Genomic DNA, 21,866 nt, shown 5'->3' on the forward strand with positions numbered 1-21,866 from the left:
GTCAGCTCTCCTTGGTGGTCTGCTCGACGGCGTCGGAGCCCGAGCCCGCCGCGCCGGCGGCGCGGCGCGACGTCATGAGCTCGACGAAGCGGTCGAAGAGGTACGCGGCGTCGTGGGGTCCGGCCGCGGCCTCGGGGTGGTACTGGACGGAGAAGGCGGGCAGGTCGAGGCACTCGAGCCCCTCGACGACCTGGTCGTTGAGCCCGACGTGGGACACGACGACACGCCCGTAGCGGCCGCCGTCGTGCGGGGCGACGGACTCGCCGTCGAGCGGCGCGTCCACGGCGAAGCCGTGGTTGTGCGCGGTGACCTCGACCTTCCCGGTGCGGCGGTCCATGACGGGCTGGTTGATGCCGCGGTGGCCGTACGCGAGCTTGTACGTGCCGTAGCCGAGCGCGCGCCCGAGGATCTGGTTGCCGAAGCAGATGCCGAAGAACGGGGTGCCGCGGTCCAGGACGCCGCGCAGCAGCTCGACCTCGTGGGTCGCCGCCCCCGGGTCGCCCGGGCCGTTGGAGAAGAACACGCCGTCGGGCGCGTACGCCTCGACGTCCTCGATCGTCGAGGTTGCGGGGACCACGTGCACGCGCACGCCGCGCTGGGCGAGGCGCTGGGGCGTCATGGACTTGATGCCGAGGTCGACGGCGACGACCGTCGCGACGGGCTCGCCGTCCGGCGTCGTGCCCTCGAAGGGCTCGACCACGTACGCCTCGTCGGTGCTCACCTCGCGCGCGAGGTCGGCGCCGGCCATCGCGGGCGCACCCTGCACCTCGGCGACGAGGTCCTCGACCGTGCGGGGGTACCCGTCGCGCACCAGCGCGTCGCCGGAGAAGATGCCGGCACGCATGACGCCGAGCTCGCGCAGGTGGCGCGTGAGGGCGCGCGTGTCGACGTCGCTGATGCCGACGACGCCCTGCGCGTCGAGCTCCTCGTGCAGGGTGCGCTGCGCGCGCCAGCTCGACGCGCGGCGGGCGGCGTCGCGCACGACGTACCCGGCCACCCAGATCTTGCCCGACTCGGGGTCCTCGTCGTTGACGCCCGTGTTCCCGATGTGGGGGGCCGTCATGACGACGATCTGGCGGTGGTAGGACGGGTCGGTGAGCGTCTCCTGGTAACCGGTCATGCCGGTGTTGAAGACGATCTCGCCGACCGTGGTGCCGCGCGCGCCGTAGGCGCGACCGGCCTGCACCGTGCCGTCCTCGAGGACGATCAGGGCCCGGTCGGCGGGCGGTGCGGTCGCTGAGGTCAGGGAGTTCACTGCGTTCACTGGGGCGGTCACGGTGCTTCCTCGTCGTTCTGGTCGGCGCCGGGGGCCGCGCTCTCGCGCGTCGGCGCCGGGTCTGCGGGGTCTGCGGGGGTGGCGCCGCTCGGCGCCCCGGGTCGTCGCTCGTGCGCGGGGCCGCCGGTCGGGTCCTCGGCGCGGTCGGCGAGGGCGCGCACGGCGTCCAGGAGGCGTGCGACGTCGTGGTCGTGGCGCGGCATGAGGCCGGTGTCGAGGCGGACCTCGGGGTCCGCCGGGGCCTCGGGGGCGTCGGCGGGGACGGGCTCGGCCGGCACGGTCCACGTCACGACGACGATGGCCTCCTTGCCGACGAACTTGCCGGCCATGCCGGGCGTGAGCGCCACGCCCCCGACCGCCTCGGCGGGCACCCAGACGTCCGGGGCGCCGCCGCGCGCGACGTGCAGGCCGCCGTCGTGCACGGTGACCTGCGCCTGCGCCCGGTCGCCGAGACCGTGGGCGCCGACGCGCGCGAGCCAGTCGCCGGCGAGCGTGCTGGACACGTACAGCGCGTCGAGCGGCCCGAGCACGACGCCGCCACGCGCGGCCTCGACGGGTACGGCCGGCGGGGTCGGGACGACGCCCGCCGACCGCCGCGCGAGCCGGCGTCGGCCGACGAGGACGAGCGTGAGGAGGACGACGCCGAGGACGACCCAGATGCCGACCGCGACGGGCTGGGGCAGGTTCACGCCCGCACCCCCTGCGCGCTCGCGACCGCCGGGATGGGCGTGCCGTCGAGCACCGTGGGGCGCCCGCGCAGGAACGTCGCGACGACGGCGCCGGGCAGCTCGCGTCCCTGGAACGGCGTGTTGGTGCTCGCGGTGACCTGGCCCGCGCCGTCGACGACGCGACGCGCCGCCGGGTCGACGAGGGTGACGTTCGCGGGCTCTCCGACCTCGAGCGGACGCCCCTGGGCGCGCTCGCCGGTGTCGATGCGGCCGATGCGGGCCGGCGCGCTCGACAGCACGCGCGCGACGTCGGCCCACGACATGCGGCCGGTGTCGACCATGGTCTGCTGCACGACGCTCAGCGCCGTCTCCAGACCGGTCATGCCGAACGCGGCAGCGGCCCACTCGCAGTCCTTGTCCTCGCGCGCGTGCGGCGCGTGGTCGGTCGCGACGATGTCGATCGTCCCGTCCGCGAGGCCTTCGCGCACCGCCTCGACGTCCGCGGCGGTGCGCAGCGGCGGGTTGACCTTGAACGTCGGGTCGTACCCGCGCGCCAGGTCGTCGGTGAGGACGAGGTGGTGCGGCGTGACCTCGGCCGTCACGTCGATGCCACGGCCCTTGGCCCAGCGCACGATCTCGACCGAGCCGGCGGTCGACAGGTGGCACACGTGCAGGCGCGACCCGACGTGCTCCGCGAGGAGGACGTCGCGCGCGATGATCGCCTCCTCGGCGACGGCGGGCCAGCCCGCGAGGCCTAGCTCGGCCGAGACGACGCCCTCGTTCATCTGGGCGCCCTCGGTGAGGCGGGGCTCCTGCGCGTGCTGGGCGACGACCCCGTCGAACGCCTTGACGTACTCGAGCGCGCGGCGCATGAGGATCGGGTCGTCGACGCACTTGCCGTCGTCGGAGAACACGCGCACGCGCGCCGCCGAGTCGGCCATGGCACCGAGCTCGGCGAGCTGGCGGCCCGCGAGGCCGACGGAGACCGCCCCGACCGGGTGCACGTCGACCCAGCCCGCGTCGCGACCCAGGCGCCACACCTGCTCGACGACGCCGGCCGTGTCCGCGACGGGCGTCGTGTTGGCCATGGCGTGCACGGCCGTGAACCCGCCCGCGGCGGCGGCGCGCGTGCCGGACTCGATCGTCTCGGCGTCCTCGCGGCCCGGCTCGCGCAGGTGCGTGTGCAGGTCGACGAGGCCGGGCAGCGCCACGAGTCCGGTCGCGTCGACGACGACGGCCTCGCCGCCGTCGGACCCGGCGCGCGCGGCGCCGGCCGGCGCGATCTCGGCGATCACGCCGCCGGAGAGCACGAGGTCGACGGGGTCGCCGCCCAGCGGGCGCGCGCCGCGCAGGACGTACGTGGTGGTTGCGGCGCTGCTCACGAGGCGGGGACCCTTTCGACGGCGGGGACGGGCTGGGCGGGCGACAGCGGCGCGGCCGCCGGGGCGGCGTCGGCCTCGTCGCTGCCCGCGAGGAGGAGGTAGAGCACGGCCATGCGCACGGCGACGCCGTTCGCGACCTGCTCGACGATGACGGCGCGCGGCGAGTCCGCCGCCTGCGCGGAGATCTCGAGACCGCGGTTCATCGGACCGGGGTGCATGACGATCGCGTGCTCGGCGAGGAGACCGAGCCGCCGCGCGTCGAGCCCGTACTTGCGGCTGTACTCGAGCGGGTTGGGGAAGAACGCGCCCCCACCGGCGCCCGAGCCGCTCATGCGCTCGCGCTGGACGCGCAGCATCATCACCGCGTCCGGGCCACCGTGCGCGGTGTCGCCCGCGAGGGCGGCGTCGAGGTCGTAGGAGACCTCGCACGGCCACGTCTGGACGCCGACCGGCAGGAGCGTGGGCGGAGCCACGAGCGTCACGTGCGCGCCGAGCGTGTGCAGCAGGTGCACGTTGGAGCGCGCGACGCGCGAGTGCAGCACGTCGCCGACGATCGCCACGTGCCGCCCGTCGAGGCCGGCGCCGCGTGCGGCCGCGTCGTCGGGCCCGCTCGCGCCGGGAGCGGCGAGGGCTGCCCCCGACAGATGACGGCGCAGCGTGTACGCGTCGAGCAGCGCCTGCGTGGGGTGCTGGTGCGTGCCGTCCCCCGCGTTGAGGACCGCGGCGTCGAGCCAGCCCGCGTGCGCGAGCAGGTGCGGGGCGCCGGAGGCCTGGTGGCGGACGACGACCGCGTCCGCGCCCATCGCCTGCAGGGTCAGCGCCGTGTCCTTGAGCGACTCGCCCTTGGACACGCTCGAGCCCTTGGCCGAGAAGTTGATGACGTCCGCCGACAGGCGCTTGGCCGCCGTCTCGAACGAGATGCGCGTGCGCGTCGAGTCCTCGTAGAAGAGGTTGACGACGGTGCGGCCGCGCAGCGTCGGGAGCTTCTTGATCTCGCGCGCCTGCGTCGCGGCCATCTGCGCGGCCGTGTCGAGGATGCGCACCGCGTCGGCGCGCGCGAGGTCCTGGGTGGAGAGCAGGTGCCTCATGCGCGGGCCCCCGTCCCGGGGACGGCGGACCGGATGACGACGGCGTCCGCTGGGGCGTCCCCGTCCGCGCCGTCGACCTCGGCGAGGCGCACGCTGACGCGCTCGGACGTCGAGGTCGGCAGGTTCTTGCCGACGAAGTCCGGGCGGATCGGCAGCTCGCGGTGGCCGCGGTCGACGAGCGCGGCGAGCTGCACGGCGCGCGGGCGGCCGAGGTCGCTGATCGCGTCGAGCGCGGCGCGGATCGTGCGCCCGGAGTACAGGACGTCGTCGACGAGGACCACGACCTTGCCGTCGATGCCCGACGCCGGCAGGCGGGTCGCGCCGATCGTGCGCGTCGGGTGCCGGTGGAGGTCGTCGCGGTACATCGTCACGTCGAGCTCGCCGACGATGGCGTGCGGGTCGGGCGCGCCGTCGGCGGGCGTCCCCTCGATCGCGGCGAGGCGCTCGGCGAGCCGCGTCGCGAGCGGGACGCCGCGCGTCGGGATCCCGAGGAGGACGAGGTCGTGGGCCCCCTTGTTGCGCTCCACGATCTCGTGGGCGATGCGCGTCAGCGCGCGGGAGATGTCGGCGGCCGTCAGGACGACGGTCCCGCCCTCGGGGGTCGATGCGGGTGGTGTGGGCACAGCAGCGCCAGAGCTCATGTCCGGCGACCTCCTTCCCCGCCTCACGGGACGGGCCTTAAAGGATGTCTGACGGTCACCCACCCTACCGCCGCGCGCCGCGGCGGCGGGCGCGCGTCCCGCCGGATGGGACGCGGCGTCGGTCACACCCGGTGACCGACGCCGCGTCGAGGGGTCGTGCCGGCCCGTCAGGGCCGTGGAGCGCTCAGGCCGTGATCGTCGGCTTCATCTCGACGATGCGCGCGAGCAGCCCGTTGACGAACGACGGCGAGTCGTCGGTCGACAGGGAGCGCGCGAGGTCCACGGCCTCGTCGATCGCGACGACGTCCGGGACGTCGTCGTTGAAGAGGATCTCCCACCCGCCGATGCGCAGCAGGGCCCGGTCGACGGCCGGCATCCGCTCGAGTGTCCACCCGTGGGAGTACGTCTCGATCAGCTCGTCGATGCGCTCGCGGTGCGCGAGGACGCCCTCGACGATGTCGACCGCGTACTGCGGCAGCGCCGTCTGCGCCGTCCCGGGGTCGGCGACGCGCTCCGCGAGGAGGGTCGTCGGGTCCACGTGACGCTGCTCCGCCTCGAAGAGGACGTCGAGCGCGCGCTTGCGCGCCTTGGTGCGTGCGGCCATGTCAGTCCGTCGTCTGTCCGTCGGTGCCGGCGATCAGTCGTTCACGCGGCCGAGGTACGACCCGTCGCGCGTGTCGACCTTGACCTTGGTGCCCTGCTCGAGGAAGAGCGGGACCTGGATCTGCGCGCCCGTCTCGAGCGTCGCCGGCTTGGTGCCACCCGTCGAGCGGTCGCCCTGCAGGCCCGGCTCGGTGTACGTGATCTCGAGGACGACCGAGGCCGGGAGCTCGATGTAGAGCGGCTGGCCGTCGTTCGACGCCACGAGCACGTTCTGGTTCTCGAGCATGTAGTCCTTGGCGTCGCCCACGATCTCGGCCGAGATCGTGATCTGGTCGTACGTCGAGGTGTCCATGAACACGTAGTCCGCGCCGTCCTGGTACAGGTACTGGAAGTCGCGACGGTCGACGTTGGCGGTCTCGATCTTCAGGCCGGCGTTGAACGTCTTGTCGATCGTCTTGCCCGTCATGACGTTCTTGATCTTGGTGCGGACGAACGCGCCACCCTTACCGGGCTTGACGTGCTGGAACTCGATCACGGTCCACAGCTGGCCGTCGAGTCGCAGCACGGTGCCGTTCTTGATGTCGTTGGTGGTCGCCACGTTCGTCTTCCTGTCGGAGGGTCTACGGGCTCCGCGGCACCGGACGACGCGGGTCGACCGGGCGCACGAGGGCGGAGCGGGAAATGGGCCTTGACGATCTTACCGGAGCGTCCTACCCCAGCGCGACGAGGACCGCGTTCGCCGCGACACCCACCGTCGCCGCCCAGCACATCGAGGCGAGCGTCCCGATGACGAAGCGCTCGGACGCGACGGGGTGCTCGCGCAGCTCGGGGTAGCGCCCCAGGCCCTTGATCGCGACGACGAAGGCGATCCCGCCCGGCTCACCGGCGAGCAGGCAGCCCGTGATCGCGAACCGCTCGAGGATCCCGATCCACGTACCGCCCCGCAGCGCCTTGACGGCCTCCGTGCCGATGGGCCCGGTCGCCGGCGGCGGGGGCGGGGGCACCGGGACGGCCGCCGGGTCCGCGGCGCCCGTCGTGGTCCGCGGTCGCACGGCGCGGCCGGGAGGCCGACGGGCCGGGTCGCCCGCACGCGCCGCGGCGCGCAGCACCCACTGCGTCACCGGCCCTCCCCCGAGCACGCTCGCGGCGAGCGCGACGACCCACACCACGACCATCAGCACGACCGACACCGGGTCCGTCATTCCCTGCCCTCCCGCCGTTCCTCCGGTGACCCGCCCCCACGACTCGCGCAGAGCTCGCCGAGCAGTCTGGCGACCACGGGCCGCACCGCCGACTCCTCCGGCCACAGCGCCGCACGCAGCCGCTGGCTGACCGCCTGCTCGGACACCCCGAGCGCACGGGCCACATCCTTCTGGGTGCCGCCCACACGCGCGAGCGTGTCGACCGCCTCCCACCCCGGCGCGGTCCGCCGGTCCACGACCGCCGCGAGGAGGCGCAGGAGCGCCTCGACCTCGGCGGCACGGCCCCGTGGCTCGCCGCGGACGGCGACGGGCGCCGTCGCCGCGCGCGACTTGGCCTGCTCGACCGCCTCGCGCGCGCGCACGAACGCCTCCCCCGACGCCTCGCGGGAGACCGCGGGCAGAGGCTCGTCGACGGCTCCCACGCCGACGCCGACGCTCCAGCCGCCGTCGCGCAGCAGGTCGAGCACCGCGTCGACCACGGTGGCCGGGTCGTCGAGCACGCCCTGCACCTCATCGCCCACCGTCCGGTCGAACGGGACCACGAGCCCGGGCCGGTCAGCCAGCAGCGCCTCGAGGCGCGCGAGCACCTCGGGCACGCGGTCGGGCCGACCGGTGCTCCCCCGCTGGTCGACGGTCAGGACGAACATGACATCCAGGCTATTCCCTTGAGCCGACCGAATCAAGCACCCAGACTTGATAGTGCACGATCAAGGATACGGTGAGCGCGACCGGGCCGCCGGTCAGCCGCGCAGGCGAGCCGCGAGCGCCTCGAGCGCGAGCCGGTACGAGTCGAACCCGAAACCCGCGATCGTGCCGGTCGCGACCGCGCCGACGACGGAGTGGCTCCGGAACGCCTCGCGCGCCGCGGGGTTGCTCAGGTGGACCTCGACGAGCAGGAGGCCGGAGGTCGTGACCTGCGCCGCGGCGTCGCGCACGGCGTAGGAGTAGTGCGTGAACGCGGCCGGGTTGAGCACGACGTGGGCGCGCGCGTCGACGGCTTCGTGGAGCCAGCCCACGAGCTCGGACTCGTCGTCGGTCTGGCGCACGTCGACGGTGAGGTCGAGCGCGCTCCCCCACGCGAGGGCGGACTCCTGGAGGTCGGCCATCGAGGCGGATCCGTAGATCTCCGGCTCGCGCACACCGAGCCGGCCGAGGTTGGGTCCGTTGAGGACCAGCACGCGTTCCATGGCGCCCGAGCCTAGCGGCGCCGCCTGCGCGCGTGCCGCGCGGGCTCGCCCCGTGACCGGACCCCGAGGAGGGGGACGGCTCGACGAGCGTCGTACGGCGCCGTCGTGCACGCTGGCTGGGTGATCCTCGCGACCTGCGTGCCGGCCCGCGCCGACGGGATCGACGGCTGCACCGCCCGGGGGCCGGCGTGACGGCCACGACGGGCCGTGCGGGCAGCGGCTACCTGGAGGCGCCGTTCGTCGCGCTCGCGCACCGCGGCTTCTCGCGCGAGGGCCTGGAGAACTCGATGGCGGCGTTCGCGGCCGCTCGCGACCTCGGGCTGCGGTACGTCGAGACGGACGCCCACGCGACGGCGGACGGCGTGGCCGTCGCGCTCCACGACGCGTCGCTGGACCGCACGACGGACGCGCACGGTCTCGTCGCCGACCTCCCGTGGCGCACCGTACGCGCGGCGCGGATCGGCGGGACGGAGCCGGTGCCGGCGCTGGAGGACGTGCTCGGCACCTGGCCGGACCTGCGGGTGAACGTCGACGTGAAGTCGGCGGCGGCGGCGGAGCCGGTCGCCCGGGCGATCGAGCGCACGCGCGCGCACGACCGCGTGTGCGTCGCGTCGTTCGCGGCGTCGCGTCGGGAGGCGACCGTGGCGCGGCTGTCGCGTCCCGTGACGGTCTCCGGCGCGCGCGGCGCGGTGGTCGGCATGCTCCTCGCCGGCCGCGCGCGGGTCGACACGCTGGCCCGCCGCGCGGCGCGGTCGGTCGACTGCCTGCAGGTTCCCGTGCGAGGCGGCTGGGTGCGCGTCGTCGACTCGGGGTTCGTCCGGGCCGCCCACCGGGCGGGTGTCGCCGTGCACGCGTGGACGGTGAACGACCGCGCGACGATGCACCGGCTGCTCGACCTCGGGGTCGACGGGATCGTGACCGACCGCGCCGACCTGCTGCGCGACGTGCTCCGTGCGCGCGGGCTCTGGGCCTGAGCGGACCCGGCCGGGGCGCGGACGCCGCGCGTCAGAGCGCGACGGGGCCGCGTCCCGCCGGAGCGTCGGCCGCGATCTCGGCGTAGGCCGCCGCCAGGAGCGTCGGGTCCGGGCCCTCGAGCCGCGTGGGCCGCGCGACGTCGTCGAGCACGACGAACCGCAGGAGGTCGCCCCGCGACTTCTTGTCGCGCCGCATGGCGGACACGAGCTGCTCCCAGCGGTCCCCGCGGTACGTGAGCGGCAGGCCGAGCGAGCCGAGGATCGCGCGGTGCCGCTCGACGACGGCGTCGTCGAGCTTCCCGGCGAGGCGCGAGAGCTCGGCCGCGAACACCATGCCGACGGAGACGGCGGCGCCGTGGCGCCACTGGTAGCGCTCCGTGAGCTCGACCGCGTGGCCCAGCGTGTGCCCGTAGTTGAGGATCTCGCGCAGGCCCGCCTCCTTGAGGTCCTCCCCCACGACGCGCGCCTTGACCGCGATCGACCGCTCGACGAGCTCGGCGACGACGGCCCACGTCTCGTCGGTGGTCGGGCGCGTGCCCCACGCGCGCAGCGCGTCGGCGTGCTCCTCGACGAGCTCGAGGATGCGCTCGTCGGCGATGAAACCCGTCTTGACGACCTCCGCCATCCCGGCGACGAAGTCCCACCGGCCGAGGGACTCGAGCGCCGCGAGGTCGCACAGCACGCCAGCGGGCGGGTGGAACGACCCCACGAGGTTCTTGCCCTCGGCGGTGTTGATTCCCGTCTTGCCGCCGACGGCCGCGTCGACCATCGCGAGCAGCGTCGTCGGCACGTGCACCACGCGGATGCCGCGCAGCCAGGTGGCCGCGACGAACCCGCCCAGGTCGGTCGTGGCGCCGCCCCCGACCGTGACGATCGCGTCCGTGCGCGTGAAGTCCAGCTGGCCGAGCACGCCCCACAGGAACGCCGCGACCTGCGCGGTCTTGGCCTCCTCCGCGTCCGGGACCTCGGCGACGTACGCCTCGTAGCCCGACGCCTTGAGGTCCTCGTGGACCACCTCGGCCGTCGCGGCGAGGGCAGCGGGGTGCACGACGAGCACGCGGCGCACCCGGTCGCCGAGCATCGCGGGCAGCTCGCCGAGCAGGTGCCGGCCCACGACGACGTCGTACGACTGGTCGCCGGCGACCCGCACGCGCGTCGGCGCGGGGGTCCCGGGCTCGGAGGTGGCCGGGGTGTCGGGGGCGGGGTTGGTGTCGCTCACGCGTTCTCCTGTCGGGCCGGGGTGTCGGCGGTGTCGGACGGCGCGGTGCCCGCCCGCGCGAGGTGGGCGCGGATCTCCTCGGCCACCTGGGCGGGCGTGCGCGCGTCGGTGACGACGTGCAGCGTGGCGACCCGCTCGTAGACGGGGCGCCGCGCCTCCATGAGCGCGGCCCACCGGGCTCGGGGGTTGCCCAGGAGCAGCGGGCGCGACTGGTTGAACCCGACGCGCGGCGCGGCGTGCGCGAGGCTCACGTCGAGGAACACCACGGCGCCGCCCGCCGCGGCGTAGGCCGCGAGGGCCGCCTGCGTGTGCTCGTCGAGGACGGCCCCGCCGCCCAGGGCGAGCACGCCGTCGTGGGTGGCGAGCGCCGTCGTCACGGCCTCGCGCTCGAGCTCGCGGAAGTGCGGCTCGCCGTGGTCGACGAAGATGTCGGCGACGGGCTTGCCGGCCACCGTCTCGACGTCGGTGTCGGTGTCGCGCTGCGCGAGGCCGAGCAGGTCGGCGAGGTGCCGGGAGACGGTCGACTTGCCGCTGCCGGGCGGGCCGACGAGGACGACGACCGGGCGCGTGCCCGGGGCGACGGGCGTCATCAGCGCTGGAGCTCCGGGATCGCCGCGAGGTAGGCCTCGGCGTTGCGACGGACCTCCGCGACGGAGTCGCCGCCGAACTTCTCGAGCGCCTGCTCCGCCAGGACGAGCGCCACCATCGCCTCGGCCACGACCGCCGCCGGCGGGACGGCGCACACGTCCGAGCGCTGGTGCTGCGCCTTGGCGACCTCGCCCGTGACCACGTCGACCGTCGCGAGCGCGCGCGGCACCGTCGAGATGGGCTTCATCGCGGCGCGCACGCGCACGACCTCGCCGTTCGACATGCCGCCCTCGACGCCGCCGGCCCGGTTGCTCAGGCGGTGGATGCGCCCGTCCGTGCCGCGCTCGATCTCGTCGTGCGCGGCGGACCCGCGGCGGCGCGCGGTGCGGAAGCCGTCGCCGACCTCGACGCCCTTGATCGCCTGGATGCCCATGAGCACCGCGGCGAGGCGGGCGTCCAGGCGCCGGTCGCTCTGCGCATAGGTGCCGAGGCCCGACGGGACGCCGTAGGCCAGGACCTCGACGACGCCGCCGAGCGTGTCGCCCGCCTTCTGGCACTCGTCGATCTCGGCGACCATCGCGGCTGACGTCGCGGCGTCGAAGCAGCGCACCGGGTCGGCGTCGAGCGCGGCGACGTCGTCCGGTCCGGGCACGGCCGCGTCCTCGGGCACCTCGACGGGCCCGATGCCCACGACGTGCGACACGAGCCGGACGCCGAGCGCCTGCTCGAGGAACTTCGCCGCCGCCGTGCCGAGGGCGACGCGCGTCGCCGTCTCGCGCGCCGAGGCGCGCTCGAGCACGGGCCGGGCGTCGTCGAAGCCGTACTTGCGCATGCCCACGAGGTCGGCGTGGCCGGGGCGCGGGCGCGTGAGCGGACGGTTGCGCGCGATCTCGCGCACGTCGCCCGTGCCGGCGTCGACCAACAACGCCTCGGGCGGCACCGGGTCGGCAGACATGACGTCGACCCACTTGGGCCACTCGGAGTTCGCGATCTCGAGCGCGAGCGGGCCGCCCTGGGTCACGCCGTGGCGCAGACCGCCGAGCACCCGGAGCTCGTCCTGCTCGAACTTCTGGCGCGAACCGCGCCCGTACCCGAGGCGACGGCGCGCGAGCGCGGCGCGCACGTCGTCCGTCGTGAGCTCGACGCCCGCGGGCAGCCCGTCGAGGATCCCGACCAGCGCCTCACCGTGCGACTCACCCGAAGTCAACCAACGCAGCATGATCGCCATCCTCCCACGTCGGTGCCCACGTCCCGGCGGGCGCCCGCAGTGCGGACCAGGCACCTACCGGGTCGGGCGCAGAACCTGTGGACGACGGCGGCAGCCAGCACCGTTGGCGCGCTACGGTGCTGCGCGTGATGGAGCAGGGGGACGAGACAGCAGTTCCCGTACGCCCGACGGCCGCCGTTCGGACGCCCCTCCGGTGGCCGGAGCGGGTGCGGGCCGTGCAGGACACCGCCGGCCGGACGGGGTTCATGCTCGCCGCGATCGCCGCAGCGGGTGCCGCCTGGTGGGGCGGGACGTCGTGGGCAACTCCGGCGTTCGTGCTCGTCGCCGCGGCCGGAACGCTGGTCGCAGTGGTCGACGTGCGCACGCACCGTCTCCCCGACGCGGTGGTCCTCCCCACGTGGGCAGTCACGGTCGTTCTGCTCGGGACTGCGGCTCTCGCTACGGGCGACCTGAAGCAACTCGCGCTGACCCTGACCGGCAGCGCCCTCGCGTTCGGCGCCTACGCCGCATTGAGACTCGCCTACCCTCCAGGGCTGGGGTTCGGCGACGTGAAGCTTGCCGGGCTACTCGGAGCACCGCTCGCGTGGCTCGGCTGGGCGGAACTCGGGCTCGGGCTCATGCTGCCGTTCGTCCTCGGGGGTGCGTGGGCGATGGGTCTTGTGCTCCTGGGTCGCGCCCGGCGGGACACCGTCGTGCCCTTCGGGCCGTTCATGGTGCTCGGCGCAGGGCTGGCGTGCACCGATGTGACGCAGATCGCGTGGTAGATGGTCGGGTCGCACGGGACCTGAATGCCGACGCCGTGGCGCTGCTTGCCAGAATGTCTCAGGCTCGGCACCGGTCGGATTGCGCGGTCCATGAAGTGGTGCGATCCGCACGAGCGTGCCGTCCAGGCCGACGAAGGGCCATAGTTCGCCGCGAACGGTAGCCAAGACCGCGATCGCCTCGTGCAGGTGCCGTCGCGATCGAGCACAACGAAGCTTGGTGGAACGATCAGTGCAACGAGCAGCGAGACCTTACCGTCGGCAAGCGGGTCGGCACTGTTGCCGCAAGATCGGCAAATCTCTCTCGACACCACGGATCGACGCGGCGTGACTCGAGTTCACTCGGGCCACGCCGCGTCGGAGTAACTCGTCAGTACGAGTGGCAGGACGGCCGAGGCGTCCCGTTGCTCCAGGACACCCATTTGATCGCGTTGCGCGTCTGAGGACCGTAGACGGCATCGGCGATCAAACCGCGGTCTCGCTGGAACTTCAGGACCGCGGCTCGCGTAGCCGGACCGAACGAGCCGTCGAGGGCAAGATTGAAACCGTGGCACTCGTTGAGCGAGTCCTGAAGCGCACGCACCCCGGCACCCGTGTTTCCATACCGCAGGTTGCACGTATAGGTCCCTGCGGCTGAGGCGTAGGGAGTTGCGATGCCGTTGCGAATGCCGATCGTGTTGCACGTCGGGTAAGCGGCAGAGGCAGACGCGGCGGTGAGGACGCCGCCACTCACGAGCAATCCGGCAGTTATCATCACAGCGAGCAGTCGTCGTACGATTCTCATAAATCCCCCTAAAGAGACAACAGTGTCGCGGGCGAACATAGAGCAGCGCCCATCCCCGCGCAACTATGCGGGCAACGAGGGGCGTCAGGCCGGGACACCGAGCGCGGACGCCAGCGCCCGACCCATCGCGGGGAGCGGGGCTACCCTGCCCGTCATGAGCCGCACCTGCTCGGCCGCCTGATGCAGGAGCATGCGCTCGCCGCCGACGACGGTGCCGCCGCCCGCGGTCCAGGCGACGGACAGCGCGGTGGGCCGGGGGTCGTAGACGACGTCCAGAAGGACCCCGCCGGGCGTCGCCGCGGCCCGGGACAGCGCGTCCGCCACCGGGTCGGCGGCACGCGACGGCAGGGTGGCCACGACGGCGTCCGTATGCGCGAGGCGGTCGACGAGCGCGGGCGACGCCGGGTTCAGCACCTCGAACCGCGGCTCGACGCCCATCCGGTGCGCGGCGCGCTGGAGGCTGCCCGTGCGCCCGAGCGAGCGCACGAGGACGGTCGGTGCCTCGCAGCCCAGCTGCGCGAGCGCGGCGAGCGTCGAGGCAGCGGTCGCCCCGGCGCCCAGCACGACGGCAGAGCGGACCTCCCGCTCCCCCAGCCCCTCGCGCAGCGCCGCGACGAGACCGTGTACGTCGGTGTTCGTCCCGACGAACGTCGGTCGCGTCCCGCCCGTGGGCTGCACCACGAGCGTGTTGACCGCCCCGACGACGTTCGCGAGCGGGTCGACGTGGTCCAGCAGCGGGATCACCGCGTGCTTGAGCGGCATGGTGAGGCTCAGGCCTGCCCACGAGGCGTCGAGGCCGTTGACGAAGGCCGGTAGCTGCTCCTCGGTCGTGTCGATCGCCTCGTACGACCACCCGTCCAGCCCCAGCGCGTCATACGCGGCACGGTGCAGCACCGGGGACAGCGAGTGCGCGACGGGGTGGCCGAGGACGGCCGCACGGCGCGGCGGGCGCTTGGTGCTCACCCGCCGTTCTCCGCCTGCCACCGACGCAGCTCGGCCACGTTCTTTTGGTGCTCGTCCCACGTCACCGCGAACTTGGTCTCACCAGTCTCCAGGTTGACCGCGGTCCAGAAGATCCAGTCGCCTGGTTCCGGACTCACCACGGCCGCCAGCGAGTCGCCGCCTGGGCTCGCGATCGGAGTCGGGGGCAGGCCCTTGTGGGCGTAGGTGTTGAACGGGTTGTCGGGGTTCCGGGTGTCCTCGCGTGTGAGCTCGGTACCCGGCTTGTCGAGGCCGTAGGCGACCGCCGCGTCGATCTCCAGCGCCATGTTGATGGCCAGGCGGTTCTCGATCGCGCGGGCCATCTTTGGCCGGTCGGGTGCGTACTTCGCCTCCCGCTCGATCAGAGAGGCCTTGTTCAGGACGGTCTCCCGATCCTCAGGGGCAACCCCTAGCTCATCGAGCTTCATCACGGTCTGCGAGACCATCTGCTGGATCACTGATTGCGCGCTCACGTCGCCCGGCTCGAGGACGTACGTCGTCGGGTAGAGCCAACCCTCGTAGTTGCCGTTCGCCTCGACGGGCAGCCCCGTGGCGGCGGTGTCGGCCATGGCCGCCTCGAACTCCGCGACGGGGATCCCCGTGACGGAGGACGACCGCTCGAGGATCTGCTTGACCGTGTAGCCCTCGGGGATCGTGATCTTCGTCTCGACGCGCGAGTCGTTCGCCACGAGACGCGCGACGGCGTCCTTCGCAGACATGCCGAGGAGCAGTGTGTGCGTGCCCGGCTGGATCTTGCCGGCGTTCGGGTTCTCCTCGAACGCGTTCGCGAACGCCGCGGAGCTCGCGACGACGCCCGCCTCGGTGAGCACGGCCCCCATGTCGCGGCCCGTCGAACCGGGCTCGATCACGATGTCGACGGGCTCGGTCCCCGGGCCCTCGAAGTCCTTCGCCTCGAGCGGGTTCGCGAACCCGAAGAGATCCGAGGCGTTGTTGAGCAGGATGTAGCCCGCTCCGCCCACCACGAGGAGCGAGACGAGCAGCACCACGAGGGCGCGACGACGCCGGCGCTGGCGTCGCTTCTTCGCGGCCCGGCGCGCGCGCTGCTCGGCGCGCGACGAACGCGCGGGCTGCTGCTCGCCCTGGACTGCGGGCCGTTCGAACAGGTCGGTCACGGTCGGTGGTCTCCTGTCGGGTCTACAGGTTCTCCGGCGCGCGCCCCCGCGCCCCGCTCGGCGTCGAGAGCGGATTGCAGAATGATAACGGCGGCGGCCTGGTCGACGACGCTGCGGTGCTTCTTGCCGGCGCGTCCCGAGGCGTGCAGCGCCTGGTGCGCGCTGACGGTCGACATCCGCTCGTCGACGAGGTGCACCCGCACCGGGGCGACGACGCGTGCCACCAGCCCAGCGTACGCCCGTGCGCCCTGGGCGGCGGCACCCTCGCTCCCGGAGAGGTGACGCGGGAGGCCCACGTAGACGACGCGTGCCGCGCGCTCCTCGACCTCGGCCGCGATCCGTGCGATGTCCGACGGGACCGCGGAGCCGGCGCGCGTGTCGCGCGCGAGCGTCTCGACCGGGGTCGCCACGAGCCCGTCGGGGTCGCTCGCCGCGAGCCCGACGCGCACGCTGCCCACGTCGACGGCGAGGCGCGCCCCCCGCGGGAGGGGGGCGCGCTCGTCGTCACCGGGCACCGGGGGGACGCCCGTCACGCGGCGACCGCGGCGCCGTCACGCACGCCCTGGAGGGCGGCAGGCAGCGCGGACGCGTCCGTGCCGCCGCCCTGGGCCATGTCGTCCTTGCCGCCGCCGCCGCCGCCGAGCGTCTGGGCCGCGGCCTTGGCGAGCACACCGGCACGAAGGCCCGCGGCACGGGCCGACGCGTTGGTCACGACGACGACCTGCGGGCGGTCCTTCGCGACGCCACCGACGGCCACGACGGCCGGCTCGGACTCGCCGAGGCGGCCGCGCACGTCGAGCGCGAGCGCACGGAGGTCGTCGGCGGAGGCGACGTCGCCGGCGTCGTGCACGACGACGCGCGTGCCGCCCGAGAGCTCCGCATCCGCGGCGAGTGTGCCCGCCACCGCGAGGAGCTGGGACTGCCGGAGCTGCGCCAGCTCCTTCTCCGCGTCGCGCAGGCGGGACACGAGCGCGCCCACGCGGTCCGGGAGCTCCTCGGTCCGCACGTTGAGCAGACCGGTGAGCTGGCCGACGAGCGCGTGCTCCTTGGCCTGGAAGCCGTACGCGCCGTCGCCGACGAGCGCGTCGACGCGACGCACGCCCGAGCCGATCGACGACTCGCCGAGCAGCGTGACGAGGCCGAGCTGGCCCGTCTGCTGCACGTGCGTACCGGCGCACAGCTCGCGCGACCAGTCGCCGCCGATCGACACGACGCGCACGACGTCGCCGTACTTCTCGCCGAACAGCGCCATCGCGCCCAGGGCGCGCGCCTCGGTGATCGGCATGAGCTGGTCCGTGACCTCGAGGTTCTCCTGGAGCTGGGTGTTGACCCGCTCCTCGATCTCCGACAGCGCGCCCGCCGGCACGGCGGACGAGCGCCGGAAGTCGAACCGGATGCGGCTCGGCGCGTTCTCCGACCCGGCCTGGGTCGCGTCCTTGCCGAGCGACTCCTGGAGGGCCTTGTGGATCATGTGCGTCGCCGAGTGGGCGCGGCTGATCGCCTTGCGACGGTCACGGTCGATCGTCGCGGTGCCCGGGTCGCCGAGCGCCGCGGTCCCCTCGACGAGGCGGCCACGGTGCACGGACAGGCCCTTGATCGGGCGCTGGACGTCGTCCACCTCGATGGTCGCGCCGCCGTCGAGCACGATCGTGCCGTGGTCGGCGAGCTGGCCGCCGGCCTCCGCGTAGAACGGCGTGCGGTCGAGCACGACCTCGACGTCGGCGGGTGCGGTCGCGGCGGGCGCGGGCACGCCGTCGACGAGTAGACCTGCGACGCGCACGGCGGCGGAGGACTCGGTGTAGCCGAGGAACTCGACCGGGGCGGAGAGCTCGCCGGCGAGCGACTCGTAGGCGGCGGTGTCCACGCCGCCCGAGCGCTTGGCGAGCGCGTCGGCGCGGGCGCGCTGGCGCTGCTCGGTCATGAGCGCGCGGAACGCCTTCTCGTCGACCTGCACGCCCTGCTCGGCGGCCATCTCGAGCGTGAGGTCGATCGGGAAGCCGTACGTGTCGTGCAGGGCGAACGCCTGGTCGCCTCCGAGCACCGGCACACCGCTCGTCCCCGCGGCGGCCTTCGCCTTCGACACGGCCGTGTCGAGGATCGTCGTCCCGGAGGTGAGGGTGCGGCGGAACGCGTCCTCCTCGGTGTAGGCGACGGTCGAGATGCGCTCGAAGTCCGTCGCGACCTCCGGGTACGACGGTGCCATGGCGTCGCGGCTCACGGGGAGCAGCGCTGGCATCGCGCGGTCCTCGACGCCGAGCAGCCGCATGGCGCGCACGGAGCGGCGCAGCAGACGGCGCAGCACATAGCCACGGCCCTCGTTCGAGGGGCGCACGCCGTCGCTCATGATCATGAGCGCGGAGCGCACGTGGTCGGCCACGACGCGCATGCGCACGTCGTCCTCGTGGCTCGCGCCGTAGCGCTTGCCCGAGAGCTCCTCTGCCGCGGCGATGACGGGGAACACCTCGTCGATCTCGTAGAGGTTGTCCTTGCCCTGGAGCAGGTAGGCGACGCGCTCCAGACCCATGCCCGTGTCGATGTTCTTGCGCGCGAGCTCCGAGACGATGCGGAAGTCCTCCTTGGACTTCACGTCGTCGATCGCGTACTGCATGAACACGAGGTTCCAGATCTCGAGGTAGCGGTCCTCGTCGACGACGGGTCCGCCCTCCTGACCGAACTCCGGGCCGCGGTCGATGTAGATCTCCGAGCAGGGTCCGGCGGGGCCGGGCTGGCCCGTGGACCAGTAGTTGTCCTTCTTGCCGCGCGCCTGGATGCGCTCGTCCGGCAGGCCGGCGATGCGCTTCCAGAGCTGCCGCGCCTCGTCGTCGTCGTGGTAGACGGTGACCCACACGCTCTCGGGGTCGAACCCGTACTTCCCCTCCTCGCGCGCGCCCGTGACCAGGTCCCAGGCGTAGGTGATCGCGCCTTCCTTGAAGTAGTCCCCGAACGAGAAGTTGCCGTTCATCTGGAAGAACGTGCCGTGGCGGGTCGTCTTGCCGACCTCGTCGATGTCGAGCGTGCGCACGCACTTCTGGACGCTCGTCGCGCGGTCCCACGGCGGCGTCTGCTCACCCGTCATGTACGGGATGAACGGGACCATGCCCGCGATGGTGAACAGCGTGGACGGGTCCGGGGAGACGAGCGACGCCGAGGGCACGACGGTGTGGTCGCGGTCGGCGAAGTAGTCGAGCCAGCGCTTGCGGATCTCGGCGGTGCGCATGATGTCCTTCGGGTGAAGTCGGTGGGTCGTACGTGGCGGGTGTGCTGTGGAGGCCGCGGCCGGGCCGCGCGTCCTAGAAGGAGTAACCGAGGAGGTCCTCGACGTCGTCCGTGTCGTCGAAGGGGCTGGGGTCTCCCGCGGCCGGGCGCGCGTGGCGGCCGGCCGCGCGGCGCGCTCGCACGACGTCCGGGTCCTCCTGACCCTCCGCGAGGAGCGCCGCCATGAGCTCCTGCTCGCGCGCGTCGCGCGCGAGCGTGAACTCGGTGCGGAAGTCGCGGGCGATCTCCACGACCTTCTCGCCCAGACCGTTGACCTGCTCGGTCGCCTGGTCCACGAGCGACGCGGGCGCGTACCGCGCGAGGATCTTCTTGCCGCGGACGACGACCACGACCGTGATCGCCACCCCGACGCCGATCCAGAAGACGCGGCGCATCAGCGCGACCCCTCGGCGCGGCCGGAGCGGCCCGTCGACCGACGACCGCCGAACGAGCGGGCCGCGGCCTGGCGCACGCCGTAGGTGAACGCGGCGACCTTGACCAGCGGGGCACCGAACGTCGCGGCGTACAGGCCGGTCAGCGCGGAGACGTTCTCGCTCACCTGGGCGGCCGACGTCGTGATCGTGTCGACCTTGACGAGCTGGCTGTTGGTCGTCGCGACCGTGGTCGCGGCCTCGTCGAGGATCGGGACCGAGTGGTCCGTGACCTCCTTGATGCTCGCGCGCGCCTCGTCGAGCACGCGGCCGAGCTTGAGGAGCGGCACCGCGAGCAGGCCGACGAGCAGCACGAACGCGATGGCTGCGATGAGGCCGGCCACGTCTCCCAGGGACATTCTTCCTCCAGTGCCAGTCACGGTGCCTTGTGCGCGGACGCCGCGCGGCGTGCGCGCGGGACGGTCCACGTCGCCGCGGGGTCCTCACGGACATGCCCACGACTCCGCGAAACACTACCCGCACCAGGGCGGGGACCGCCGTCGGGCACGACACGACGACGGCGTCGCTGCGGTGCGGCGTGCGCACCGGTCCGGACGCACGAACGCCTCGCTCGCCGACGAAGCGGTGAGCGAGGCGTCCGGAGCGAGGGTCAGCGAGCGTAGTACTCGACGACGAGCTGGACCTCGCACTGCACGGGGACCTCGGCGCGCTTCGGGCGACGCGTGAGGATCGCGCTCAGCTTTTCGAGCTGGACGTCCAGGTAGCCCGGGACGGCCGGGAGGACGTCGCGGTGCGCGCCCGCGGCGGCGACCTGGAACGGCGTCGTCGCCTGGCTCTTCGGCTTGACCTGGAGGGTCTGGCCGGGCTTCACGCGGAACGACGGGCGGTCCACGATCTTGCCGTCGACGAGGATGTGGCGGTGCGTGACCGCCTGGCGCGCCTGCAGGATCGTGCGGGCGAAGCCGGCGCGCAGCACGAGCGCGTCGAGGCGGGTCTCGAGGTTCTCGACGAGCGCCTCACCGGTCAGACCCTTGTCCTTGCGGGCCTCCTCGTACGCACGCGCGAGCTGCTTCTCGCGGAGCATGTACTGGGCGCGCAGACGCTGCTTCTCGCGCAGACGGACCGCGTAGTCCGACTCGGTGCGGCGGCGGGCGCGGCCGTGCTCACCCGGGGGGTACGGGCGCTTCTCAAAGTGCTTGACGGCCTTCGGGGTGAGGGCGATGCCCAGGGCGCGGCTCAGGCGGACCTGGCGGCGCGAACGCTTGACAGACGTCACAGCGGTATCTCATTCCTGTCGTGTGTGTACTGACGTCACACCTGGTCCCGAGAGGTCGGGTCCGGGTGCGGGACCAGCCGATGGACCACGTGCCTCTCCGGAGGAGAGACGGCGGGTCGGGGCCGAGGTCCCAGGTGGTCGCCGTGAAGGCAACCTGGGCAGTCTACCGCACCCGTGGACCACGGTATCGATGCGCGAAGAACATGCCCGTGCACCACAGCGCCACCCCGACCACCTGGTAATCCCCTATTTGGGACTGTACGGCCGTCGGTGCAACTTCTGATCAGGGAGGTATGCCCGATGAGTGAAGTACAGATCTGTGACGTGGGGTCGGGGAACCGGTGACGGCGACGGTCGAGGAGCAGGGTGCGGTGGCGGATCGGGGGCTGGTCGCCGCGCTGGTCGGTGGCGCCCGCGAGCAGGGGCTCGTGCTGAACGGCGAGGCCGGATTGCTGGGCCGGCTGACGAAGCTGGTGCTGAAGTGCGCGCTGGAGGGCGAGCTCAGCGGCCACCCGGGCTACGAGCCGCACGAGCGCGGCGGCTCGGTGGACGGCAACGCCCGTAACGGCACCCGCACGAAGACGGTATTCACCCAGGCAGGGCCGGTCGAGATCACCGTGCTCCGGAACCGGGCCGAACGTTCGAGCCCGCGATCGTGCGCAAGCGGCAGAGTCGCCTGGGCGACGTGGAGGACATGATCCTGTCGCCGTCCGCGCGTGGGATGACCCGCGGGGACATCTCGGCGCACCTGGTCGAGGTCGACGGCGCGCAGTTGTCCAAGACAAGCATCTCGACGATCACCGACTAGGTGCTCGCGGGCATGACGGAATGGCAGAACCGTCCGCTGGACCCGGTCGACCCCGTGGTGTTCATCGACGCGATGCACGTCAAGGTATGTGACGGGCAAGTCGCGAACCGGCCGATCTACATCGCGATGGCCGTGACGGTCGAGGGCAACCGGGACATCCTCGGGCCGTGGGCCGGCGACCGCGGCGAGGGCGCGAAGTACTGGCAGCAGGCGTTGACCGAGATCAAGAACCGCGCGTGGCGGACGTGCTCATGCTGGTGTGCGACGGGCTCAAGGGCCAAGTCCGTGTCCAACGTCTGGCCCCAGACCGTGGTGCAGACCTACGTGGTGCACCTGAGACGCGCGTCGTTCCGGTACGCCGCCCGGCAGGCCTGGGACAGGCTCGCCCGCGCCCTGAACCCGATCTGCACCGCTCCACGG

23 protein-coding genes and 1 pseudogene are annotated in these 21,866 nt (G+C 73.3%); 3 read left to right on the plus strand and 21 right to left on the minus strand.

Going from position 1 to position 21,866, the window contains the following annotated elements; translation table 11 throughout:
- Position 1 precedes the first annotated feature (1 nt).
- From carA to JN535_RS07055, 10 genes are all read right to left on the minus strand, one after another.
- Complete coding sequence (gene carA / locus JN535_RS07010) at positions 2–1,246, minus strand: glutamine-hydrolyzing carbamoyl-phosphate synthase small subunit (RefSeq protein WP_205204687.1); 1,245 nt, start codon at positions 1,244–1,246, stop codon at positions 2–4.
- A 26-nt stretch (positions 1,247–1,272) separates the two neighbouring features.
- Positions 1,273–1,965 (minus strand): PH-like domain-containing protein, encoded by a 693-nt coding sequence (locus tag JN535_RS07015; protein WP_205204218.1) that lies wholly within the window; start codon positions 1,963–1,965, stop codon positions 1,273–1,275.
- Positions 1,962–3,326, minus strand: a complete 1,365-nt coding sequence (locus JN535_RS07020) for a dihydroorotase (RefSeq protein WP_205204219.1) — start codon at positions 3,324–3,326, stop codon at positions 1,962–1,964. Before JN535_RS07020 ends, JN535_RS07015 begins: the two co-directional genes overlap by 4 nt.
- Positions 3,323–4,414, minus strand: coding sequence for an aspartate carbamoyltransferase catalytic subunit (locus tag JN535_RS07025; RefSeq protein WP_205204221.1), 1,092 nt, complete (start codon positions 4,412–4,414; stop codon positions 3,323–3,325). Before JN535_RS07025 ends, JN535_RS07020 begins: the two co-directional genes overlap by 4 nt.
- Entirely contained in the window at positions 4,411–5,055 is a 645-nt protein-coding gene (gene pyrR, locus JN535_RS07030; protein ID WP_205204223.1) for a bifunctional pyr operon transcriptional regulator/uracil phosphoribosyltransferase PyrR, read from the minus strand. Before pyrR ends, JN535_RS07025 begins: the two co-directional genes overlap by 4 nt.
- A gap of 184 nt (positions 5,056–5,239) precedes the next feature.
- The gene (gene nusB / locus JN535_RS07035; RefSeq protein WP_205204225.1) at positions 5,240–5,659 is read right to left on the minus strand and encodes a transcription antitermination factor NusB; all 420 of its coding nucleotides are present in this window, start codon (positions 5,657–5,659) and stop codon (positions 5,240–5,242) included.
- Between the two features lie 33 nt (positions 5,660–5,692).
- The gene (gene efp, locus JN535_RS07040) at positions 5,693–6,256 is read right to left on the minus strand and encodes an elongation factor P (RefSeq protein WP_205204232.1); all 564 of its coding nucleotides are present in this window, start codon (positions 6,254–6,256) and stop codon (positions 5,693–5,695) included.
- Positions 6,257–6,368: 112 nt separating this feature from the next.
- Positions 6,369–6,860: a hypothetical protein gene (locus tag JN535_RS07045; protein ID WP_240200676.1), complete on the minus strand. Its 492-nt coding sequence runs from the start codon at positions 6,858–6,860 to the stop codon at positions 6,369–6,371.
- Positions 6,857–7,507 (minus strand): hypothetical protein, encoded by a 651-nt coding sequence (locus tag JN535_RS07050; RefSeq protein ID WP_205204234.1) that lies wholly within the window; start codon positions 7,505–7,507, stop codon positions 6,857–6,859. The genes JN535_RS07045 and JN535_RS07050 overlap by 4 nt, the downstream gene beginning before the upstream one ends.
- 93 nt (positions 7,508–7,600) lie before the next feature.
- Positions 7,601–8,047 carry a type II 3-dehydroquinate dehydratase gene (locus tag JN535_RS07055; protein ID WP_141388149.1) on the minus strand — a complete coding sequence of 149 codons (447 nt, stop codon included), beginning with the start codon at positions 8,045–8,047 and terminating at the stop codon, positions 7,601–7,603.
- A gap of 188 nt (positions 8,048–8,235) precedes the next feature.
- Here JN535_RS07055 and JN535_RS07060 point away from each other — a divergent pair, with 188 nt between their 5' ends.
- A complete protein-coding gene (locus JN535_RS07060) occupies positions 8,236–9,021 on the plus strand; it encodes a glycerophosphodiester phosphodiesterase family protein (protein WP_307868347.1) in 786 nt (261 codons plus the stop codon).
- Between the two features lie 31 nt (positions 9,022–9,052).
- Here the strand turns inward: JN535_RS07060 and aroB are convergent, their stop codons facing one another.
- From aroB to aroC, 3 genes are read right to left on the minus strand one after another with little or no spacing between them, the layout of a single operon-like run.
- Positions 9,053–10,240: a 3-dehydroquinate synthase gene (aroB, locus tag JN535_RS07065; protein WP_374100481.1), complete on the minus strand. Its 1,188-nt coding sequence runs from the start codon at positions 10,238–10,240 to the stop codon at positions 9,053–9,055.
- The gene (locus JN535_RS07070) at positions 10,237–10,830 is read right to left on the minus strand and encodes a shikimate kinase (protein ID WP_205204236.1); all 594 of its coding nucleotides are present in this window, start codon (positions 10,828–10,830) and stop codon (positions 10,237–10,239) included. The genes aroB and JN535_RS07070 overlap by 4 nt, the downstream gene beginning before the upstream one ends.
- Entirely contained in the window at positions 10,830–12,047 is a 1,218-nt protein-coding gene (gene aroC / locus JN535_RS07075) for a chorismate synthase (RefSeq protein ID WP_205204708.1), read from the minus strand. Before aroC ends, JN535_RS07070 begins: the two co-directional genes overlap by 1 nt.
- 224 nt (positions 12,048–12,271) lie before the next feature.
- On the opposite strand from aroC, the gene JN535_RS07080 reads away from it, so the two are divergent.
- Entirely contained in the window at positions 12,272–12,820 is a 549-nt protein-coding gene (locus JN535_RS07080; RefSeq protein ID WP_205204238.1) for a prepilin peptidase, read from the plus strand.
- A gap of 367 nt (positions 12,821–13,187) precedes the next feature.
- Here the strand turns inward: JN535_RS07080 and JN535_RS21700 are convergent, their stop codons facing one another.
- From JN535_RS21700 to rpsD, 8 genes are all read right to left on the minus strand, one after another.
- Positions 13,188–13,640 (minus strand): peptidoglycan-binding domain-containing protein, encoded by a 453-nt coding sequence (locus JN535_RS21700; protein ID WP_374100482.1) that lies wholly within the window; start codon positions 13,638–13,640, stop codon positions 13,188–13,190.
- 45 nt (positions 13,641–13,685) lie between these two features.
- Positions 13,686–14,564: a shikimate dehydrogenase gene (locus JN535_RS07090; RefSeq protein WP_205204242.1), complete on the minus strand. Its 879-nt coding sequence runs from the start codon at positions 14,562–14,564 to the stop codon at positions 13,686–13,688.
- Complete coding sequence (gene mltG / locus JN535_RS07095; RefSeq protein WP_205204249.1) at positions 14,561–15,715, minus strand: endolytic transglycosylase MltG; 1,155 nt, start codon at positions 15,713–15,715, stop codon at positions 14,561–14,563. Before mltG ends, JN535_RS07090 begins: the two co-directional genes overlap by 4 nt.
- Positions 15,712–16,248: a Holliday junction resolvase RuvX gene (ruvX, locus tag JN535_RS07100; RefSeq protein ID WP_307868348.1), complete on the minus strand. Its 537-nt coding sequence runs from the start codon at positions 16,246–16,248 to the stop codon at positions 15,712–15,714. Before ruvX ends, mltG begins: the two co-directional genes overlap by 4 nt.
- Positions 16,245–18,932: an alanine--tRNA ligase gene (gene alaS / locus JN535_RS07105; protein ID WP_205204251.1), complete on the minus strand. Its 2,688-nt coding sequence runs from the start codon at positions 18,930–18,932 to the stop codon at positions 16,245–16,247. The genes ruvX and alaS overlap by 4 nt, the downstream gene beginning before the upstream one ends.
- A 73-nt stretch (positions 18,933–19,005) precedes the next feature.
- Positions 19,006–19,365 carry a hypothetical protein gene (locus tag JN535_RS07110; protein WP_141388133.1) on the minus strand — a complete coding sequence of 120 codons (360 nt, stop codon included), beginning with the start codon at positions 19,363–19,365 and terminating at the stop codon, positions 19,006–19,008.
- A complete protein-coding gene (locus tag JN535_RS07115; RefSeq protein WP_205204253.1) occupies positions 19,365–19,760 on the minus strand; it encodes a DUF948 domain-containing protein in 396 nt (131 codons plus the stop codon). Before JN535_RS07115 ends, JN535_RS07110 begins: the two co-directional genes overlap by 1 nt.
- A gap of 251 nt (positions 19,761–20,011) precedes the next feature.
- Positions 20,012–20,638 carry a 30S ribosomal protein S4 gene (gene rpsD, locus JN535_RS07120; RefSeq protein WP_047234514.1) on the minus strand — a complete coding sequence of 209 codons (627 nt, stop codon included), beginning with the start codon at positions 20,636–20,638 and terminating at the stop codon, positions 20,012–20,014.
- 473 nt (positions 20,639–21,111) lie between these two features.
- On the opposite strand from rpsD, the pseudogene JN535_RS07125 reads away from it, so the two are divergent.
- Positions 21,112–21,800 (plus strand): annotated as a pseudogene (locus JN535_RS07125) (IS256 family transposase); the annotation flags it as partial.
- Positions 21,801–21,866: the final 66 nt, after the last annotated feature.

It is taken from the genome of Cellulosimicrobium cellulans (genome assembly GCF_016921195.1).
Classification (GTDB): Bacteria; Actinomycetota; Actinomycetes; order Actinomycetales; family Cellulomonadaceae; genus Cellulosimicrobium; species Cellulosimicrobium cellulans_F.

Bases quoted from the DNA above. Each gene is read 5' to 3' on its own strand.
- JN535_RS07025 (WP_205204221.1), bottom strand. From the start codon at position 4,414: ATGAGGCACCTGCTCTCCACCCAGGACCTCGCGCGCGCCGACGCGGTG.
- pyrR (WP_205204223.1), bottom strand. From the start codon at position 5,055: ATGAGCTCTGGCGCTGCTGTGCCCACACCACCCGCATCGACCCCCGAG.
- nusB (WP_205204225.1), bottom strand. From the start codon at position 5,659: ATGGCCGCACGCACCAAGGCGCGCAAGCGCGCGCTCGACGTCCTCTTC.
- JN535_RS07045 (WP_240200676.1), bottom strand. From the start codon at position 6,860: ATGACGGACCCGGTGTCGGTCGTGCTGATGGTCGTGGTGTGGGTCGTC.
- JN535_RS07050 (WP_205204234.1), bottom strand. From the start codon at position 7,507: ATGTTCGTCCTGACCGTCGACCAGCGGGGGAGCACCGGTCGGCCCGAC.
- JN535_RS07055 (WP_141388149.1), bottom strand. From the start codon at position 8,047: ATGGAACGCGTGCTGGTCCTCAACGGACCCAACCTCGGCCGGCTCGGT.
- JN535_RS07070 (WP_205204236.1), bottom strand. From the start codon at position 10,830: ATGACGCCCGTCGCCCCGGGCACGCGCCCGGTCGTCGTCCTCGTCGGC.
- aroC (WP_205204708.1), bottom strand. From the start codon at position 12,047: ATGCTGCGTTGGTTGACTTCGGGTGAGTCGCACGGTGAGGCGCTGGTC.
- JN535_RS21700 (WP_374100482.1), bottom strand. From the start codon at position 13,640: ATGTTCGCCCGCGACACTGTTGTCTCTTTAGGGGGATTTATGAGAATC.
- alaS (WP_205204251.1), bottom strand. From the start codon at position 18,932: ATGCGCACCGCCGAGATCCGCAAGCGCTGGCTCGACTACTTCGCCGAC.
- JN535_RS07110 (WP_141388133.1), bottom strand. From the start codon at position 19,365: ATGCGCCGCGTCTTCTGGATCGGCGTCGGGGTGGCGATCACGGTCGTG.
- JN535_RS07115 (WP_205204253.1), bottom strand. From the start codon at position 19,760: ATGTCCCTGGGAGACGTGGCCGGCCTCATCGCAGCCATCGCGTTCGTG.